The organism is Stenotrophomonas sp. STEN030 (assembly GCF_056759995.1).
In genome coordinates, this window is sequence record NZ_JBRREB010000036.1 from 1 (window position 1) to 17,301 (window position 17,301).

General features: G+C 63.0%; 17 protein-coding genes. 7 read left to right on the plus strand and 10 right to left on the minus strand.

The genetic code is table 11. From position 1 onward, the window contains the following. The first annotated feature begins 179 nt into the window (after positions 1 to 179). The 4 genes from ACVOLR_RS13295 (at position 180) to ACVOLR_RS13310 (ending at position 4,176) form a co-directional block, all read left to right on the plus strand. Positions 180 to 968, plus strand: a complete 789-nt coding sequence (locus tag ACVOLR_RS13295) for a ferredoxin--NADP reductase (RefSeq protein ID WP_303746558.1) — start codon at positions 180 to 182, stop codon at positions 966 to 968. A 112-nt stretch (positions 969 to 1,080) separates the two neighbouring features. Then, positions 1,081 to 3,489: an AAA family ATPase gene (locus ACVOLR_RS13300; RefSeq protein ID WP_481536847.1), complete on the plus strand. Its 2,409-nt coding sequence runs from the start codon at positions 1,081 to 1,083 to the stop codon at positions 3,487 to 3,489. A 115-nt stretch (positions 3,490 to 3,604) separates the two neighbouring features. After that, the gene (locus tag ACVOLR_RS13305; RefSeq protein ID WP_481536848.1) at positions 3,605 to 3,883 is read left to right on the plus strand and encodes a type II toxin-antitoxin system RelE/ParE family toxin; all 279 of its coding nucleotides are present in this window, start codon (positions 3,605 to 3,607) and stop codon (positions 3,881 to 3,883) included. Then, positions 3,883 to 4,176 (plus strand): HigA family addiction module antitoxin, encoded by a 294-nt coding sequence (locus ACVOLR_RS13310; RefSeq protein ID WP_057628317.1) that lies wholly within the window; start codon positions 3,883 to 3,885, stop codon positions 4,174 to 4,176. The genes ACVOLR_RS13305 and ACVOLR_RS13310 overlap by 1 nt, the downstream gene beginning before the upstream one ends. Positions 4,177 to 4,192: 16 nt before the next feature. On the opposite strand, the gene ACVOLR_RS13315 is transcribed toward ACVOLR_RS13310, so the two are convergent. Continuing rightward, positions 4,193 to 4,675: a glutathione peroxidase gene (locus tag ACVOLR_RS13315; protein WP_481513951.1), complete on the minus strand. Its 483-nt coding sequence runs from the start codon at positions 4,673 to 4,675 to the stop codon at positions 4,193 to 4,195. A 155-nt stretch (positions 4,676 to 4,830) separates the two neighbouring features. Between ACVOLR_RS13315 and ACVOLR_RS13320 the strand changes: the two genes are divergently transcribed. Further along, on the plus strand, positions 4,831 to 6,999 hold the full coding sequence (locus ACVOLR_RS13320; protein WP_481536849.1) for a M3 family metallopeptidase: 2,169 nt from the start codon (positions 4,831 to 4,833) through the stop codon (positions 6,997 to 6,999). 360 nt (positions 7,000 to 7,359) lie between these two features. Here ACVOLR_RS13320 and ACVOLR_RS13325 read toward each other — a convergent pair whose 3' ends face one another. From ACVOLR_RS13325 to ACVOLR_RS13355, 7 genes are all read right to left on the minus strand, one after another. Then, the gene (locus ACVOLR_RS13325) at positions 7,360 to 8,361 is read right to left on the minus strand and encodes an HlyD family secretion protein (protein WP_481536850.1); all 1,002 of its coding nucleotides are present in this window, start codon (positions 8,359 to 8,361) and stop codon (positions 7,360 to 7,362) included. A gap of 8 nt (positions 8,362 to 8,369) precedes the next feature. Beyond that, entirely contained in the window at positions 8,370 to 8,567 is a 198-nt protein-coding gene (locus tag ACVOLR_RS13330) for a DUF1656 domain-containing protein (RefSeq protein ID WP_481536851.1), read from the minus strand. Further along, complete coding sequence (locus ACVOLR_RS13335) at positions 8,557 to 10,701, minus strand: FUSC family protein (RefSeq protein ID WP_481536852.1); 2,145 nt, start codon at positions 10,699 to 10,701, stop codon at positions 8,557 to 8,559. The genes ACVOLR_RS13330 and ACVOLR_RS13335 overlap by 11 nt, the downstream gene beginning before the upstream one ends. 7 nt (positions 10,702 to 10,708) lie before the next feature. After that, a complete protein-coding gene (locus ACVOLR_RS13340; RefSeq protein ID WP_481536853.1) occupies positions 10,709 to 11,203 on the minus strand; it encodes a MarR family winged helix-turn-helix transcriptional regulator in 495 nt (164 codons plus the stop codon). Positions 11,204 to 11,294: 91 nt separating this feature from the next. Then, the gene (gene cfa, locus ACVOLR_RS13345) at positions 11,295 to 12,413 is read right to left on the minus strand and encodes a cyclopropane fatty acyl phospholipid synthase (protein WP_481536854.1); all 1,119 of its coding nucleotides are present in this window, start codon (positions 12,411 to 12,413) and stop codon (positions 11,295 to 11,297) included. 14 nt (positions 12,414 to 12,427) lie between these two features. Beyond that, a complete protein-coding gene (locus ACVOLR_RS13350; protein WP_481536855.1) occupies positions 12,428 to 13,255 on the minus strand; it encodes a DUF3298 and DUF4163 domain-containing protein in 828 nt (275 codons plus the stop codon). Positions 13,256 to 13,315: 60 nt separating this feature from the next. Further along, entirely contained in the window at positions 13,316 to 13,609 is a 294-nt protein-coding gene (locus ACVOLR_RS13355; protein WP_481536856.1) for a GNAT family N-acetyltransferase, read from the minus strand. A gap of 199 nt (positions 13,610 to 13,808) precedes the next feature. On the opposite strand from ACVOLR_RS13355, the gene ACVOLR_RS13360 reads away from it, so the two are divergent. Continuing rightward, positions 13,809 to 13,973, plus strand: a complete 165-nt coding sequence (locus ACVOLR_RS13360) for a hypothetical protein (protein ID WP_481536857.1) — start codon at positions 13,809 to 13,811, stop codon at positions 13,971 to 13,973. 131 nt (positions 13,974 to 14,104) lie between these two features. Here the strand turns inward: ACVOLR_RS13360 and ACVOLR_RS13365 are convergent, their stop codons facing one another. Both ACVOLR_RS13365 and ACVOLR_RS13370 read right to left on the minus strand, forming a co-directional pair. Then, positions 14,105 to 14,725, minus strand: coding sequence for a rhomboid family intramembrane serine protease (locus ACVOLR_RS13365; RefSeq protein ID WP_481513960.1), 621 nt, complete (start codon positions 14,723 to 14,725; stop codon positions 14,105 to 14,107). Positions 14,726 to 14,727: 2 nt separating this feature from the next. Further along, positions 14,728 to 16,296 (minus strand): POT-type proton-dependent oligopeptide transporter, encoded by a 1,569-nt coding sequence (locus ACVOLR_RS13370; protein ID WP_481536858.1) that lies wholly within the window; start codon positions 16,294 to 16,296, stop codon positions 14,728 to 14,730. 178 nt (positions 16,297 to 16,474) lie between these two features. Here ACVOLR_RS13370 and ACVOLR_RS13375 point away from each other — a divergent pair, with 178 nt between their 5' ends. Then, complete coding sequence (locus ACVOLR_RS13375) at positions 16,475 to 17,284, plus strand: endonuclease/exonuclease/phosphatase family protein (RefSeq protein ID WP_481536859.1); 810 nt, start codon at positions 16,475 to 16,477, stop codon at positions 17,282 to 17,284. Positions 17,285 to 17,301 lie beyond the last annotated feature (17 nt).

Genomic DNA, 17,301 nt, shown 5'->3' on the forward strand with positions numbered 1-17,301 from the left:
CCCCCCGGCGGGGGCTGCTGCACCCCTCGCCGACCCCCCTCCGGTGGGCCGGGCGCGCCCCCCGCCGCCCCCCCGGTCCCGGCCCCCCCCCCCACTACAACAACCCGGTCAAATGAGATTCATTCCCATTTATGGGAAATCGGCTAGAATGGGTAGGTCTCCAATCTACGAATCACGGCATGTCTTCCGCTTTTGGCGCCGAAACGGTGCTTGAAGTCCGTCATTGGACGGACGCCTACTTCAGCTTCTCCACCACCCGCGACAGCGGCTTCCGCTTCGAGAATGGCCAGTTCGTGATGATCGGGCTGGAAAACGAAAACGAAGGTGCCCGTCCGGTATTGCGTGCCTATTCCATCGCCAGCGCCAACTGGGAAGAGCAACTGCACTTCTTCAGCATCAAGGTGCAGGAAGGTGCGCTGACCTCGCGTCTGCAGCACCTCAAGCCCGGCGACAAGGTACTGGTCGGCAAGAAGCCCACCGGCACGTTGCTGATCAGCGACCTGCACCCCGGCAAGAACCTTTATCTGTTGGGCACCGGCACCGGCCTGGCGCCGTGGTTGAGCGTGGTCAAGGACCCGGAAACCTACGAGCGCTTCGACAAGGTGATCGTCTGCCACGGGGTGCGCTACGAGAAGGACCTCGCCTACCGTGAGTACTTCGAGCAGGAGCTGCCGAACGACGAGATCCTCGGCGATATCGTCCGCGACAAGCTGCTGTATTACCCGGCTGTCACCCGTGAGCCTTTCCCCAACCAGGGCCGCCTGACCTCGCTGATGGAAAGCGGACAGATGCAGGAAGCACTCGGCTTGCCGCAGCTGGATCCGGCCAACGACCGCTTCATGATCTGTGGCAGTCCGCAGATGTTGGCTGACCTGCGCACCGTGCTGGACGCACGTGGCTTTGAGGTCTCCACGCGCATCGGCACCCCGGGCCACTACGTGTTCGAGCGCGCCTTCGTCGAAAAGTAAGGCCTGTAGGGGTTTTACCGACTATTGGCTGCTATGAACCCTGACTCTGATGGCGTAGCGTAACGGCCGGATCGCATTGATCCGGCCGTTTTTAGTTCAGGGGAAAGGATTCATGGTTTCAAGTAGTTCCCGCAGCAGCTTCATCGACAACCAACGCAGCGTGCTGCTCGACGAGCTGGCGCAATGCCAGCAGCGTACCGAGACCGCAAAGCAGGCGATGGGCGCTGCCTACCCCGCCGCTTGCCAGGCAGCGCAGACGATGCGCCCGGCATTCGAAGAGGGTCTGGCGCAGGCGCGCCGCACTACCCTGCAACAGGGTCGCAAAGGCAGCTGGGGCCCTGCGCTGAGTTTGCGCGCGACCTTGGGTGCCGGCGGTATCCGCACCGTCGCATGGTTGCTGCTGCTCGGCAGCCTGGCGCTGTACGGGCCAGTGCGCAATTTTTGTGGCCAGCTATCGCAGAGCCTGCCGTTCCCGGTCAGTCTGCTGTTCTTGTTGTTCGTCTTCATTCCGCCGGGCTTGGTGCTGTACGCAGCGCTGGTCTGGCTGGGCCGCTACCGTGTGTCCAAGCGCAATGCTGCGGCCGGTTTGGCCTCGATCGATGCGCTGGGCAAGCGCCAGCTGCAGCTGCACGCTTTCGGCAAGAAGCACGACGATGGTCGTAGCCACCCCTACCCCGTCGTCCGCGCGCCTGCGCCTTCGGTCGAGAAGTTGGGCAACAAGTGGCAGCTCGGTGACAAGCACGACAACTCCAATGCGGTGATGGTCGGTATGAACACTGATATCGCCACCGACAAAGACCCGGACTTCTTCATCCGCCTGCCGATCAACGGCCATCCCGCCGGCTTTGTGCGGGTGCGCGCCGATGTCGACGAACACTTCAACACCTGGAGCCCGCTCGCTGCCGAGCTGGCTCCGCTGCTGGCACCACTGGCCCAGCCCATCCTCGACCTGCAGGCATTGAGCGCGCCCTATGAGCGCGAGTTGCAACTGCAGCAGTCGCTGCTGACCCGGCTGGCCTCGCTGGACAAGCTGGAAGCCAACTGGAAGGACGTTGCCATCCCGGAGCAGACCCTGGAGCAGGTGATCAAGCTGGTGGACCGTTTTGCCGCCGGCACCCCGCCGCTGCCCAAGGGCATGCTGCTGTGGGGCCCGCCCGGTACGGGCAAGACCCTGATCGCGCGCAAGTTGGCCGAGCACGTGGACTGCAACTTCGTCGCCGTGACCATCGCCGATCTAAAGGGTGAGCACATCGGCCACACAGGCCCCAAGGTAAAGAAAATCTGGGAAGACGCGCGCAACAAGGGCCCGACTATTCTGTTCGTGGACGAATGCGAAAGCGCCTTCGCTCGCCGCGGCAGCCGTGACACCGACAATTTCGGCAACGAGCTGGTGCAGACCTTCATCGCCGAATGGGATGGCTTCAACCAGGGCAGCGGCAACGTGTTGGTGATTGGCGCCACCAATCGCCAGGAACTGATCGATGACGCGGTGCTGTCGCGCTTCACTGTTTCCATCGAGCTGGCCGCGCCCAATGCCGAGGCGCGCGAGCGCATCCTGCTGGCCGAGTTTGGCAAGGCCCAGCTGGCGTTGCCGGTGACCGAGGCGCTGGTGCGTGAAACCGCCGGCATGTCCGGCCGCGACCTGTCCACCTTGATCACCAGCGTGGTCTCAACCCATCCGGCCGGGCGCCCTGCACAAAGCGACTTCAGCGCTGCCATCGCGCGCCTGCGCGGCAAGAGCTCCACCTCGGTGCAGACCTTGGGCTGGGACGATGTGATCGTGCCGGCGAGCACCCGCGCCGAGTTCGAAAGCCTGGGCAAGGAGCTGCTGCATGCCGAAGAACTGGCGCGGATGAACATTCCGGTACCACGCGGCATTCTGCTGTATGGCCCGCCCGGCACCGGCAAGACCCAGATCGCGCGCGTACTGGCCAGCCAGTCCGGGCTGTCCTTCATCGCCGCCTCCTCGGCGGAAATCAAGGGCCAGTTCCTCGGCGACGGCGGCGCGCGGGTCAAGCAGTTGTTCGAAAAAGCCCGCGCACAGGCACCGTGCATCGTCTTCCTCGATGAGATCGATACCATCGCCCCGCCACGTGGCAGCGGCAACTCGGACAAGTTGAACGCCGAGATCGTCGCCCAGCTGCTGCAGGAACTGGACGGCATCAGTACCAAGCAGGGACAGGTATTCCTGCTCGCAGCCAGCAACCACCTCGACGCCATCGACAGCGCCCTGCTATCGCGGTTGGAGCGCAAGATCCAGATCGGTCTGCCCGATGTGGACGCACGCGCCGCAATCCTGCGCCTGCAGCTGGCCGGCAAGCCCTTGGATTTTGCCGTGGACGAGGTGCTGGGCACCCTGGCAGCGGCTACCGAAGGCAGCTCCGGCCGCGACCTGCAATCACTGGTCACCGCCGCCACCCGTCGCGCGCTGCAACGGGCAATGGCCGAGCATGGCGACCCGACCAAGGTGCAGCTGCAACAGAAGGACCTGTTGGACGAAGCGGAGACCGATCCGGTCTAACCAAAGTCGCCCGGCGCAGTCCAGCGCCGGGCGCTGCCGCACCCCCGGCTGAGCCCGCAGTAACCCTTGCCTTGGCAGCAAGTGTTGCACGATGCGCAACATGCTACACTCCGGCATGATCAAGTCATTCCGCCACAAAGGGCTGCGCAAGCTCTATGAAACCGGAAGCACCGCAGGCATACAGGCCAGTCACGCAAATCGACTACGTCTGCAGCTGGCCGCACTTGATACAGCACACACAATCGAGGACATGGATATCCCCGGATTTCGCCTGCACGCCCTGAAGGGTGAGATGAAGGGACGCTGGTCGATCGCCGTCAATGGCAACTGGCGCGTCACCTTTGAATTCAAGGATGGCAATTGCCACGTGCTGGACTACGAGGACTATCACTGATGAGCATGCATAACCCGCCGCATCCCGGCACCTTCATTTCCGGCATCTATCTGGAGCCGAACAATGTCAGTGGCCGTGAATTGGCGCAGGCACTTGGGGTTTCCGCCTCGACGTTGAGCCGGGTGTTGAACGGCAGCAGCCGGGTCAGCCCCGAAATGGCCTTGCGCCTGTCTGTCGCCCTTGGACGCAGCCCGGAAAGCTGGCTGGCCATGCAGGACGCGCATGATCTCTGGGTCGCCCGCCAGCACGTCGATCTGAAGACGGTAGGTCGCCTGCAGCTTGCTGCGGCTTGATGATGCAGCGCTCGCTTCAGCCCAGCGCCGCCCGGATATCCGCTTCCAGCGCCTCTGGGCGCGCAGTTGGCGCGTAGCGGGCAATGACCTGGCCGTTGCGGCCAATCAGGAATTTGCTGAAGTTCCATTTGATCGCGGCGATGCCCAGCGCGCCGCGCTTCTGCCGCTGCAGCCACTGCCACAGCGGATCAGCGTCCGCACCGTTGACCTTGAGCTTGGCCGACAACGGGAAGCTGACGCCGTAATTGATGCTGCAGAAATCCTGGATGGCGGCTGCATCACCCGGCTCCTGATGGCCGAACTGGTCGCAGGGGCAGCCCAGCACCACCAGCCCCTGTGGGCCCAACTCCTGCCACAGCTGCTCCAGCCCTTCGTACTGCGGGGTGAAGCCGCACTTGGACGCGGTATTGACGATCAGCAACGCCTTGCCATCAAACGCTGCCAGCGGCAGCGGACGGCCGTCCAGCGCGGTCAGCTCGAAATCGAAGGCATTGGGCATGGCGCGGCTCCTGACAGGATCGCCAGCGTACGCCATCACGGCGCCAACGGCATGCAAGATGTGGCCTTTCAGCGCAACCATGCCATTCGACACACCCGTACGGGCGCGCCTGCAGGTACCCTGAAAGATCAGTCTTTTTTACCGGAGTTTCCGCCTTGAACACCCGTCTCGCCCTCGCCCTTGCCGCGACCCTGGGTCTTGCCCTGCCGGCTTACAGCCAGGCCGCAACCGCTGCGACCACCCAATCAGCCCAGCAGGCCAATCCGTTCTTCGCTGAAAGCCCGCTGCCGCTGCACTACCCGCAGTTCGACAAGATCAAGGACGCCGACTTCGCGCCGGCCTTCGACGCCGGCATGGCGCAGCAGCTGCAGGAAGTGGAAGCGATCGCCAACAACCCGGCCGCGCCCACCTTTGAAAACACCTTGATCGCGCTGGAAAACAGCGGCGCCGTGCTCGACCGCGCCACCACCGTGTTCTTCTCGCTGATCGGCGCCGACACCAACGACGCACGCAAGAAGCTGCAGGGCGACTACTCGGCCAAGTTCGCCGCGCACAGCGACGCCATCAACCTCAACGGCAAGCTGTTCTCGCGCATCGAGACCCTGTACAACAACCGCGCCAACCTGGGCCTGGACGCTGAGAGCCTGCGTCTGGTCGAGAAGTACCGCGACAACTTCGTCCGCGCCGGCGCCAAGCTGGGCGACGCCGACAAGGCCAAGCTCAAGGCGATGAACGCCGAGCTGGCCAACCTGGGCACCAAGTTCAGCCAGAACGTGCTGGCCGAGGTCAACGCCTCTTTCATCGTGGTTGATGACGTCAAGCAGCTGGACGGCCTGTCGGCCGAGCAGATCGCTGCCGCTGCCGAAGCCGCCAAGGCCCGCAAGCTGGATGGCAAGTACGTCATCGCCCTGCTCAACACCACCGGCCAGCCGCCGCTGACCAACCTGGCCAACCGTGAGCTGCGCCAGAAGATCTACGAAGCCTCGGTCTCGCGTGGCAGCAAGGGCGGTGAATACGACAACACCGCTTTGGTGTCGCGCATCATGACCCTGCGCGCCGAGAAGGCCGCACTGATGGGTTTCCCGAACTTCGCTACCTATTCGCTGGGCAACCAGACCGCCAAGACCCCGGAAGCGGTCAACGCGATGCTGGGCCAGCTGGCCCCGGCCGCCGTCACCAACGCCAAGCGCGAAGCCGCTGACCTGCAGGCGATGATCGACAGCGAGCAGAAGGCCGCCGGCAAGCCGACGTTCGAACTGCAGCCGTGGGACTGGGCCTTCTACAGCGAGAAGGTGCGCCAGGCCAAGTACAACTTCGACGAATCGCAGCTCAAGCCGTACTTCGAGCTGAAGAACGTGCTGGAGAACGGCGTGTTCTTCGCCGCCGGCAAGGAATTCGGCCTGAGCTTCAAGCAGCGCACCGACCTGCCGGTCTACCACGCCGACGTCACCGTCTATGACGTGTTCGACGCCGACGGCAGCCAGCTGGCGATCTTCATCTTCGATCCGTATGCACGCGAGTCCAAGCGTGGCGGTGCGTGGATGAATGCCTACGTGTCGCAGTCGGGCCTGACCGGCGACAAGCCAGTGGTCGCCAACCACCTCAACATCCCCAAGCCGCCGGCCGGCAAGCCGACCCTGCTGACCTGGGACGAAGTGACCACCACCTTCCACGAGTTCGGCCATGCACTGCACGGCATGTTCTCGGACGTGAAGTACCCGTACTTCGCTGGCACCGCAGTGCCGCGTGACTTCGTCGAGTTCCCCTCACAGGTGAACGAGATGTGGTCCGACGAGCCGACCATCCTGGCCAACTACGCCAAGCACTACCAGAACGGCTCGGCGATGCCGCAGGCGCTGCTGGACAAGGTGATTGCCGCGTCCAAGTTCAACCAAGGCTTTGCCACCACCGAATACCTGGGCGCCGCGATGCTGGACCAGAACTGGCACCAGATCGGTGTTGGGCAGATCCCGGCACCGAAGGACGTGATGAAGTTCGAGCATGAAGCCCTGGTCAAGGACGGCATCTATTACGCGCCGGTCCCGCCGCGTTACAAGACCCCGTACTTCAGCCACATCATGGGCGGCTATTCGGCCGGCTACTACGCCTACATCTGGTCCGAAGTGCTGGATGCAAACACCCAGAAGTGGTTCCGCGAAAATGGCGGTCTGTCGCGCGCCAACGGCGACCATTTCCGCAAGACCCTGCTGTCCAAGGGCGGCAGCGTTGATGCGATGGAACTGTTCCGCAACTTCGCCGGCCACGAGCCGCAGATCGAGCCGTTGCTGGAGAAGCGCGGCCTGACCACCGGTGCTGCCAAGTAAGCGCTTGCTGGTTTTGATGGAATGAAAACGCCCGGCTTTGCCGGGCGTTTTCTTTTGCGTGGCGCAGCCAGATCAAGAGCCCCCTCATCCGCCCTTCGGGCACCTTCTCCCGCGAGCGGGAGAAGGGACTAGTCAAGCATTGCGGGGCTCTGAGACATTGCTTGCACTCAAGCATTGCGCGGCGAACCATCAGCGCAAGCAAAAGCCAGCAGTCCCTTCTCCCGCGAGCGGGAGAAGGTGCCCGGAGGGCGGATGAGGGGGCTTCTAGCTTCTAGCTTTTCGCTTCTAGCTCCATGCCTCGGACTCTCTGCTTCGGACTTCGTACAACCAGCACCAGTCACCAGGCGGAACCACTCAGCCCTACCGCCCACGCTCCACAGTCACCGTAGCGGTCATGCCATTGGCCAGCACAACACCTTTCGCAACCGAGCCCGCATCCAGCTTGATCCGTACCGGAATCCGCTGCGCCAAACGCACCCAGTTATAGGTCGGATTTACATTCGCAAGCAGATCGCTACCGGTCGGGCTGTCCGCATCAGTGATGCCGTGCGAAATGCTTTCGATATGCCCGTGCAGCTCCTGCCCGCTCATCAGCTGGACGCGGGTGCCGTCACCCACATGCAGCTGCGCCAGCTTGGTCTCCTCGAAATAGCCGTAGACCCAGAACGAATCGGTATCGATCACCGCCAGCTTGGCCGAACCAGCAGTGGCGTAATCACCCTGCCGCACTTCCAGGTTGGTCACATAGCCATCCACCGGCGCACGCACCTGGGTGCGCTCCAGATTCAACTCAGCCGTATCCAATGCCGCCTGCGCCTGCTCCACAGCCGCCAGTGCCTGCTGCTGCGAAGCACTGGCTTGCTGGCGGCTGGCCTGCGCCTGCGCCACACCGGCACGCGCGGCCTGCGCGGCACTGAGCGCATCGGTACGCGCCTCTTCGGAGATCAAACTGCCAGTGATGCGCTGGCGACGTTCGTACTGCTGCTCGTAGCGACTGGCATTCGCACTCTGCTGCGCGGCACCGGCTGCTGCAACCTGGATGCTTGCACCCGCTGCGCGCGCCGATGCCTGGGCGGCAGCCAGGTTACCGCGCGCCTGATTCAAGGCGTTCTGGTAGCGCGCCGGGTCGATCCGATAAAGCACTTCGCCGCGCTTCACCAACTGGTTGTCGCGCACCGCCACCGCGCTGACCGGACCGGAAACATCAGGCGCTACCCGCACTACTTCGGCACGCAGGCGGCCTTCTCGGGTCCACGGCGAGTACATGTAGTGGCGCCACATCGCCATTGCAATCAGAGCGGCAATCACCACTGCCGCTGCAGTGATGGAGAAACGAAGAATGGATTGGACTTTGGGGGTCATGGGATTTCTCAGAACAGCAGCAGGCCGAAGCCACCAAACAAGCAGATGAAGATCGCGGTACGGAACAAAGCCGGGTGCCAGACATTGCGATACCAACCGCGACGACCAGCCAACGTGTCCAGTGCCCACAGCACGATGCAGACCACGACGAATAACAACAACAGGCCGGGAAACAGAGTTCCCGCGAATGCGATTTCAATGGGCATGACGAGCAGTCTCCTGGCTTGAATCAAGTGGCGTGATATAGGCCGCCATCACCGAACTGTCATCCACCATGGCCAGGCGTACCAAGCGCAGGTGCAGCAACACGCGTGCTGCAACGCCCCCGTCCTTGGCTTGGCTGCGGGCAATCTCAATGGCGGCAGTCAACACGTTGTCGGCGCGTTGCCACGCCTGCGCGCTGGGTACTGCGAAGAAGTCGGACAGCACCGACACCACCTCGTCCACACATTGGCGCAACTGCGTCGATGCCGGTTCGTGGGCCACGTCCTGGCGCAAATGGATAAGCGCACGGCCGGTTTCGTTTATTGCCAATGCCCAGGCCAGCTGCACGCGCGATTCCTCACTGCCCGCCGCAGTGTGAGCGACGATCTGGTGCAACAGATCACTATTGGTGCTTTCAAAACGATGCTGCAGGCCGCGTAACGGCGCCTGCGCAGCCAAACCCACCTGTGCGCGCAGGCCGGCCATTTGCCGTCGCCGCAACCAGGCCGTGCCCACCAGCGGTGGCATCAGCGCGAAGCTCAACACCGCCGCTCCCATCGCGATCATCTGCGAGGTGCCTTCGTTGAAGAAGCGTACCGGGTCGAAGGCGTGCACGCCGGTAATGGCCAGAATGTTGACCAGCCCCATCGTGTAACCCAGACCGAACACCGCCAGCTTGGGCCGGCTGGCCATATAGGGGCCGACCATGAAAAACGGCAGCAGCCCCACAACCAACAAGGTGAAGCCCTCCATCCGGGTCAGTACCATGTAGTCGCAGACATAGGCCGCCAGCACACCAACCAGATAGCCCCAGGCCACCTTGCTGGTCATCTGCGCGGCGTTTGGCATGGTGGCGAACAGGCCAGAAAAGATCGTCGCCAACAGCATCACATTGACCGCCATCGCCCAGCCGCTGGCGGCCCACAATGCGCCCAGCAACAACATGGTGATGGCCGTTCGGGCGAACGCTACCGCGGCACCGAGATAATCATTGCCGCGGATGAAATGGGCACGTGCGTCCTCCTCGGTCGGCGCGACCTGCAGGGTCAGCTGCCGACGCGCATGCACATACTGCTCAAGCTCCTTTACGAAGCGCCGCAACAACTGCGCACCAACGTCGAAGTCCTCTACCTGCGAAGTACCGCTCAGTCCCCCACGCAACTGGGCAGCACGCGTCGCCAGGTTTCTGCGCACCTCGTGGATCTGCTCGGCCAGCTGCGCGGGCGACTGCTCGCTCGACTGCAGGGCCGCGCCCAGCGGCTGGTACAGCGTCTGCAAGGCCTGGCCGGCAGCTGGGTCTGGCTGACGTAGCAGACGATTGATCAGATGGTGCAGGGACTGGAAACTGGTCGATGCCGCCATGAAGCGCTGGTTGAATCGCTGTAGATGCGCACTGCGTGCACGCGCTTCGCCGTCCTCGAAGATCACCGAACTACGCAGGTCTTCCAATGCCACCGCGTCCCGCACCACCCGCAGATGCGCCTGCTCCATGCGTTCACGCGGCACTTCGCCAAGCAGCGCGCCGCGCATGAAACCCAGGAAGTTCTCGTACTGGTTGTTCACCGCCATGCGCAAGGTGTCGCGCAGGCGCACCGGGAACAAGGTGTCGCTGATCACCGCGGTCACCAGCAGGCCCAACAGCACCTCGCTGATGCGCGCCACCGCCGAATCGAAGACCTGCCCCGGATGGGTGGAGATCACCGGCAAGGCAATGATGGCTGCGGTATAGCCGGCCAGCACGAAGGCATAGGATTTGAAGTTGCGATGCAAGGTGGCCCCGGCAGTGCAGCCAGCGATCCATAGCGCCATCAGCAGCAGGAACGGTTCACGCTGTTGCGGAAACAGGGCCACGATCAACAGCGCACCGGCCGCACCTACAAAGGTGCCAAGTACCCGGTAAAAAGCCTTGGCCAGCACCATGCCGCTTTGCCGATGCATGACGATGACCGTGGTCATCATCGCCGTGCCCGGTTGCGGCAACTGCAGGCGCATGGCCAACCAACCGGTCAGGAAGAACGCCACGGTCGTTCGCAGCACGAACAGCCAGGTATCGGTCTCGCCCTTGAGGAAGCCGCGCATGCCTGCGTACCAGGGCTCCGCAAGCTGCGGGCTTGCTGATGTCGGGGTTGCTGACATGACGTACTCAGCTCGCCTCGATGCCGTCCAGCATCTTTTTCAGCAGGTGCTCGAGCTGGTGCTGCTCACCCTCATCCAGGCCTTGCACCTGCATGACCAACAGCTCCGCCATCTTCGGCAACAGGTTCTGTATGCAGGCAAGGCCGGCAGCGGTCAGGTGCAGGCCCAACTTGCGCCGGTCATTGGTGTCCGGAATACGCTCCAGCAGGCCCTTGTTGCACAGCTGGTCGGTGAGCCGGGTGATGTTGGCCGACTTCTCGGTGGCGGCCTCGGCCAGTTCCGACGGGGTCAGCGGGTGATCCGGTGTGCCGTACAACATCATCAGGATGTTGTATTCGGCATGACTGAGGTCGAAATCACGCAGCACTGCATTGGCGCGGTCGTGGACCGTCTTGTAGATACCCTTGACCAGGCGCACCAGCACCGCCGGTTCACGCGGAAACCCGGGCCAGCGGGCGCAGGTGGCATCAATCCGGGTTTCGGTCGCGTCGAAGCTGCTCATGGGCTATCCGGCTCATCACAAGAATGAGGCAGATAATACACATATGTAATATAAACTTCTAAAACAGTTTTGCGGTTACAGCGTTCCAGGTTCAGCGTGGCGCCAGATAACCCTCCCGAACCCCGCGTGGAGACAGCAGCAATTGCCACAGCTGCGAGTGGCGGGTGCGGAAGCTCGCCATCGAGGCGGCCAGGTAGAAGCGCCACATGCGCCGGAAACGCTCGTCATAGCGCGCGTCCAGCCGCCCCCAGGCAGCCTCGACGTTGTCGCGCCAGGCCTGCAGCGTGCGGTCGTAGTCGGTGCCGAAGTTATGCCAGTCCTCCAGTACGAACAGCCCTTCCATCGCATGGGTGATCTGCGCGGCCGAGGGCAGCATGGAGTTGGGGAAGATGTACTTGGCGATCCACGGATCGGTACGATCGCGGCTGACGTTGGTGCCGATGCTGTGCAGCAGGAACAGGCCCTCTTCGCCCAGACAGCGCCGGGCGACCTCGAAGTAGCTGCGGTAGTTCTTGACCCCGACGTGTTCGAACATACCTACCGAGAACACCGCATCGAAATGCTCGTCCAGCTCGCGGTAGTCCTGCAGGCGTATCTCGATCGGCAGGCCAGCACACAGCTCCCTGGCAAACCCGGCCTGCTCCTGCGAGATGGTCACGCCCACCCCCTGCACGCCATAGCGCTCGGCGGCGAACTTGAGTGCCTCGCCCCAGCCACAACCGATATCCAGCACACGCATGCCCGGTTGCAGGCCGAGTTTGCGGCAGATCAACTCGAGCTTGGCTTCCTGCGCGTCGTCCAGACTACTGGCATCGCGCCAGTAGCCGCAGCTGTAGACCAGCCGCTTGCCGAGCATGGCCCGGTACAGATCGTTGCCGAGGTCGTAATGGCGCTTGCCTACCTCGTAGCTGCCCTGCCCGCTCTGCAGGTTGAACAGCTTGGCCTTGAGCGCATCCCAGACCTCGCCACCGCCATGCACGCGCTCATCAAGCCGCGCGTCGAGCAGGTGGGTGAGCAGGCCATCCAGCGAATGTGCCTGCCACCATCCTTCCATATAGCTCTCGCCCAGCCCGAGCGAGCCGTCGGCCAGCACCCGCGCATAAAAGCGCGGGTCGAGGATGTCCAGGTCCTGCGGCCTATCACCACCCGGGGTGATATCAGCCTCGTGCAGCAGTGCTTCCACACGTCGTTGCAGCCCTGCATCCATCACTGACCTCCTGTGTATCAGGGGTGCGCGAACAACCCCTGGTAAGCCGCCGCCACATGCGGCAACAACACCGCCGCCGGCACATCCACCGTCTGCGTGCCATCCGAATACGGCCCCACCTGGTAGGGCGGGAACACGAAACGCAGCGCCGAAATCTTGCCCGCCGCATCCAGCACCGGCTGGAACTGGCCGAAGTTGGTGGCGTCGGCGGTGGTGCCTTCGTCGATCATCTTGGACAGGTTGCGGACCTGGGCCTGCTGCTCTTCCGGCGACATGTCCTCGCCCTGGGCACGCACCGTAGCCTGCTCCAGCAGCTTGTCCTCGGTGAAATCACTGATCGCCTGCCAGCCCTTGGCCGAGGTAATAAGGTCTTCAGCCTTGAGCAACTGCTGCTGCTCGGGCAGCCATACAAAACGCGCTACCAGCGGCTGGCCATGGGCGCCACCGGTATAGCTGCTGCCATCGGCGGAAACGGCAACCACCGCTGGCGACTCCACCAGCATGTCGAAGGCCAGTGACAGTTCATACGGAGCGGTCGGCTTGTCGTTGCCGAGTTCGGCCACCGACTTCAACAGGTCGGCCTTGGCGTGGCCGGCATAGTCACTCAGCGCATTGGCCAGGCCCGGGTATTTGGCGGCTGCCGGCGGGTAGCTGATGCCAATGACGTAGCTTGGGGTGTTTTCAATCACATCGTGCAGATCGGCTGCCGCAGGCGCGACCGCAACCGGTGCCTGCACCGGTTCCGCGGCCGGTGCGTCGGGCGCACCTTGCTCATCCTGCTTGCAACCAGCCAATGCCAACAGCAATACCGCTGCAGCAGACGATCCCCGTACCAACCTGTTCATGCCCTGTCATCCCTTGGATTTTGTGCGGCCGCCCGGTCGGGCTTGGCCATGCAAGGGGAATTATCCCAGCAGGTCCGCATATTCGCCATGGCGCTGCATGAAAGTCGCGGCATAGGCGCAGGCCGGTACCACCTTCCAGCGAGCTGCACGCGCATGCTCCAGCGCGAAGCGGGTCAATGCTGCGGCTATGCCGCGGCCGCCAATGGATTCGGGCACCCCGGTATGGGTAATGACCATGACGCCATCGTCCAGCTCGTAGTCCAGCACGGCGCGCTGGCCATCGACCTGGGTCTGGAACCGGCTTGCGGCTGCATCATGTTCGATGTCTGGGACTGACGGCGTGTTCAAGCTCATGGCTACTCCTGCGGAACGCGGTGGATTCGATGAAAGCGGCGTGATGACGCGGCCGATCAGACAGAAGCGCCGCTTTACGTCACTTTCCGACATTGACGCCGGCAGCGCCACCGCAATCAAAGCAAGGGCTGCGTCTCAAAAGCTGGCACGGGTTTTGCTCCGTACACCTGCAGACAACAGACAGCAGCCGAGGTGTCCCATGTTCGACAACGACCGCACGATGCAGATCCCGTCCAACGACCATGACTCTACCCTGCTGGAAGGCCTGTTCCAGCTGGCTGTTGCCGGCGACACCAACGGCTGGGAATTCAAGAAGATCGACAGCGAAGTCTATTCCCGCCTGCTCGACAGCTACGCCGCCTGAGCCAGTTCCAAACGTTGACGCGCGGCGCGCCCAAGGCGCAGTTGCCGTAAACGAAGCGAGGCCGCGACGACACAATGCGCGCGGCCCCAGGCCTGATGGGCAAACACTGCCCCGGCCCCCCTCTCCGCAGGTCAGAAGCGGAAGGTAGGATTCATCAGACTCTGCAGGAAGTGCTGCAGCAGCTCCGGCTCCATGATCAGCATGAACATCACACCGAAAGCGGCACCGGCCAGGTGGGCGCTGTGATTGACGTTGTCCTTGCCCTTCTTGTCCATCCAGATGCTGTAGCCGACATAGAACACGGCGTACAGAATGGCCGGAGCCGGGATGAACATGATCAGGATCAGCTTCCACGGTGCAATCAGGATGTAGGCAAACAGCACCGCCGACACCGCACCTGATGCGCCCAGGCTCAGATAGTTCGGGTTCTTCTGGTTCTTCAGGTAAGTCGGCAGGATCGATACCACCAGCGCTGCCAGATAGAACAGCGGGTAGACCCACCATTGCCCGGTGATACCGAGCATGATGACCTCGATCGAGCGGCCGAAGAAGTACAGGGTCACCATGTTGAACAACAGGTGGCCAAAGTCGGCGTGGATGAACCCATAGGTCACCAGCCGGTCGTACTGCTTGTGCTTGTCGATGGCCGGGGGCCACAGGATCAGCCGGTCAGCCAGCTTACGGTTGTTGAACGCCATCCACGACACCAGGGCGGTGATGGCGATCAGGATCAGGGTTATCGGTCCTTGCATGTTCAAACCGCCCGGTAGTTGTCGACCATCTTGTAACGGCGTGCGTAGATGCCGAATGCCAGTGCCGCAATGAAGGCAAAGCCAGCAAAGAAGAACATCAGGAACGCCGTCTCGCTCAAGCCGGTGCTGGCAATACGATCAGTCACCGCATGGTTGCGCACCGCCGCATTGGACAGCAGCACCCACAGGTTACCGATGGTGGTGGTCAGGTTCCAGAAGCTCATCACCACGCCCTTCATCGACGCCGGCGCCTGGCTGTAGGCAAACTCCAGACCGGTCGCCGAGACCAGCACTTCACCGAAGGTCAGCAGCGCGTACGGCAGCACCTGCCAGAAGATCGACATCGCATCGCCGCCGTCCATGACCACCTGGATGCCACCCACCACGATCCAGGCCAAGCCGCTGAAGGCGATACCAGCGGTCATCCGCCGCAGCGCGGTCGGCTCGAAGCCGAAGCGGCGCAGGGCCGGGTACAGCACCAGGTTGTTGAACGGGATCAGGATCATCACCAGCAGCGGGTTGAGCGCCTGCATCTGCGAGGCGGTGAACCAACTGGGCATGCTCATCTGCTGGCCCTGCAGCACCCAGGTCGAGGCTTTCTGATCGAACAGCGAGAAGAACGGCGTAGTCAGCGCGAAGATCACCAGCACCTTCATCACAGAGCGCACGCCTTCGACAGCAGCCTCCGGGTGCACACCACGGGCGCGGTCCAGCTGCAGCATGGTGCCGCCGCCTATACCGGCCAGCACCGAGACCAGCGCAAGACACAGGCAGATCACGATGCCCAGGCTGGGTACCAGCGCGAACGAAGCCAGCGCCAGCACCACACCCAGCACCGCCACCACCAAGCCCATGCGGCCTTGGCCCGGTGCCTGCGCCAGCAGCGCGGTACGGATCACGTTGGCAAAGGAATGCGGGTCCTTCGGCGGCAGCGGCACCAGCACATAGCGCTTGCGGCCCAGCCAGAACACGAAGGTGGCCACGAACATCAGGATGCCGGGGATACCGAACGCCCACTGCGGGCCAAGGTTCTTCAGCGCCAGTGGGATCAGCAGCGAGGCGAACAGCGAGCCGAAATTGATGATCCAGTAGAACGCGTCAAACACGATCTTGGCCAGATGCTTGTTGCCCTGGTCGAACTGGTCGCCCATGAAAGACGCCACCAGCGGCTTGATGCCACCGGCGCCCAGTGCGATCAGCCCCAGGCCCAGGAAGAAGCCCTGGCGGTTGCCCTCGAACAACGCCAAGCACAGATGGCCGACGCAGTAGATCAGGCTGAACCAAAGAATGGTGTGGTACTTGCCGAAGAAGCGATCAGCCAGCCAGCCACCGAGCAGCGGGAAGAAGTACACGCCGATCATGAAGCTGTGCATGATGTCCTTGGCTTCGCCGGCACGGCCCTCGGCGGTGATCTCCTGCAACAGCAGCGAGGTGATCAGGAACTGCACCAGGATGTTGCGCATCCCGTAGAAGCTGAAACGTTCGCACGCCTCATTGCCGATGATGTAGCCGATCTGGCGCGGCATCTTTGCCTTGGGGTTCGGGGCTGCTGCCACGTCGTTGGTCGTCATCTGCGGGCGATCCGTGAATACAAAGGTTGCAAGCGTAACGCATCACGCTGCCCGTCAGACCGGTTCGGACCCGCAAAACACCTACCGCCCACACCGGCAAAACCTTAGTACGAGAGCCTGCACGCCCCTTCTACGCCGCAAGCATTAAGATGACAGTCCCTCATTTCGAGGCGTTGCAATGCTGCGCTGGGGTTGTTTTGGACTGCTGGTCCTGTCATTTGGCGTCATGGCCGAGCCGGTGCTGCCGGTCATCAAGATCGCCAACCTGCGCCTGCCCGACAGCGGCGAAATCTGGACCGGCCAGCGCGACCGGATCGCCGCACTGATGGAAGACCTGCGGCCGGACGTGATCGTGGTGCAGGACGTGCGCCAGTTGGCCAACAGCCCCAACCCCGCCTGCTGGCTGGGCAGCCGCCTCAAATACAGCTGCGACTTCATCAGTGCCGACCGCCCCAGCCAGCCGATGCGCCGCGGCAATGCGGTGTTGACCCGCCTGCAAGCCCAGCAGGACGGCATCACCCTGCTGCACGGCGATGCCGCCCCCACTGCTGCCGGCATGCAGCGTCTGCAGCTGCAGCAGGCACAGCTGAACATCTATGCCGCCAGTATGTGCCCCAGCGACAACAGCCCGGTCTCGCGCGGCCACCAGGCCGCGGATCTGCGCTCCTGGATGGATGCCACCGCCGAAGGCCTGCCGTCACTGATCATCGGCAACTTTGCCGCGCCCACCGAGGAACTGGTGCGGCAGCTGCCCGGTTATCAGCCGGCACGCAGGAATCCGTCCAATCGCCGTGGTGATGCCCGTCTCGCAGCCGATGCGCAACACGGGCTGGACGTGCTGTACCAGGTCCGCAGCTTCGCCGACATCACCCAGCAGGCGATCCAGCTACCGGCCAGCGAAGCGCAACCCGCCCCCGAGCCGCTAGGCATGATGGCAACGCTGCGTGTCACCCGTATTCCCGCAACTGAGGACGCTGAGCAGCCCTGAGGCGGCAGTTGCCCACG

Coding starts and splice junctions, on each gene's coding strand:
- ACVOLR_RS13295 (WP_303746558.1), top strand. CDS start 180: ATGTCTTCCGCTTTTGGCGCCGAAACGGTGCTTGAAGTCCGTCATTGG.
- ACVOLR_RS13300 (WP_481536847.1), top strand. CDS start 1,081: ATGGTTTCAAGTAGTTCCCGCAGCAGCTTCATCGACAACCAACGCAGC.
- ACVOLR_RS13305 (WP_481536848.1), top strand. CDS start 3,605: ATGATCAAGTCATTCCGCCACAAAGGGCTGCGCAAGCTCTATGAAACC.
- ACVOLR_RS13310 (WP_057628317.1), top strand. CDS start 3,883: ATGAGCATGCATAACCCGCCGCATCCCGGCACCTTCATTTCCGGCATC.
- ACVOLR_RS13315 (WP_481513951.1), bottom strand. CDS start 4,675: ATGCCCAATGCCTTCGATTTCGAGCTGACCGCGCTGGACGGCCGTCCG.
- ACVOLR_RS13325 (WP_481536850.1), bottom strand. CDS start 8,361: ATGACCCCCAAAGTCCAATCCATTCTTCGTTTCTCCATCACTGCAGCG.
- ACVOLR_RS13330 (WP_481536851.1), bottom strand. CDS start 8,567: ATGCCCATTGAAATCGCATTCGCGGGAACTCTGTTTCCCGGCCTGTTG.
- ACVOLR_RS13335 (WP_481536852.1), bottom strand. CDS start 10,701: ATGTCAGCAACCCCGACATCAGCAAGCCCGCAGCTTGCGGAGCCCTGG.
- ACVOLR_RS13340 (WP_481536853.1), bottom strand. CDS start 11,203: ATGAGCAGCTTCGACGCGACCGAAACCCGGATTGATGCCACCTGCGCC.
- ACVOLR_RS13350 (WP_481536855.1), bottom strand. CDS start 13,255: ATGAACAGGTTGGTACGGGGATCGTCTGCTGCAGCGGTATTGCTGTTG.
- ACVOLR_RS13355 (WP_481536856.1), bottom strand. CDS start 13,609: ATGAGCTTGAACACGCCGTCAGTCCCAGACATCGAACATGATGCAGCC.
- ACVOLR_RS13360 (WP_481536857.1), top strand. CDS start 13,809: ATGTTCGACAACGACCGCACGATGCAGATCCCGTCCAACGACCATGAC.
- ACVOLR_RS13365 (WP_481513960.1), bottom strand. CDS start 14,725: ATGCAAGGACCGATAACCCTGATCCTGATCGCCATCACCGCCCTGGTG.
- ACVOLR_RS13370 (WP_481536858.1), bottom strand. CDS start 16,296: ATGACGACCAACGACGTGGCAGCAGCCCCGAACCCCAAGGCAAAGATG.
- ACVOLR_RS13375 (WP_481536859.1), top strand. CDS start 16,475: ATGCTGCGCTGGGGTTGTTTTGGACTGCTGGTCCTGTCATTTGGCGTC.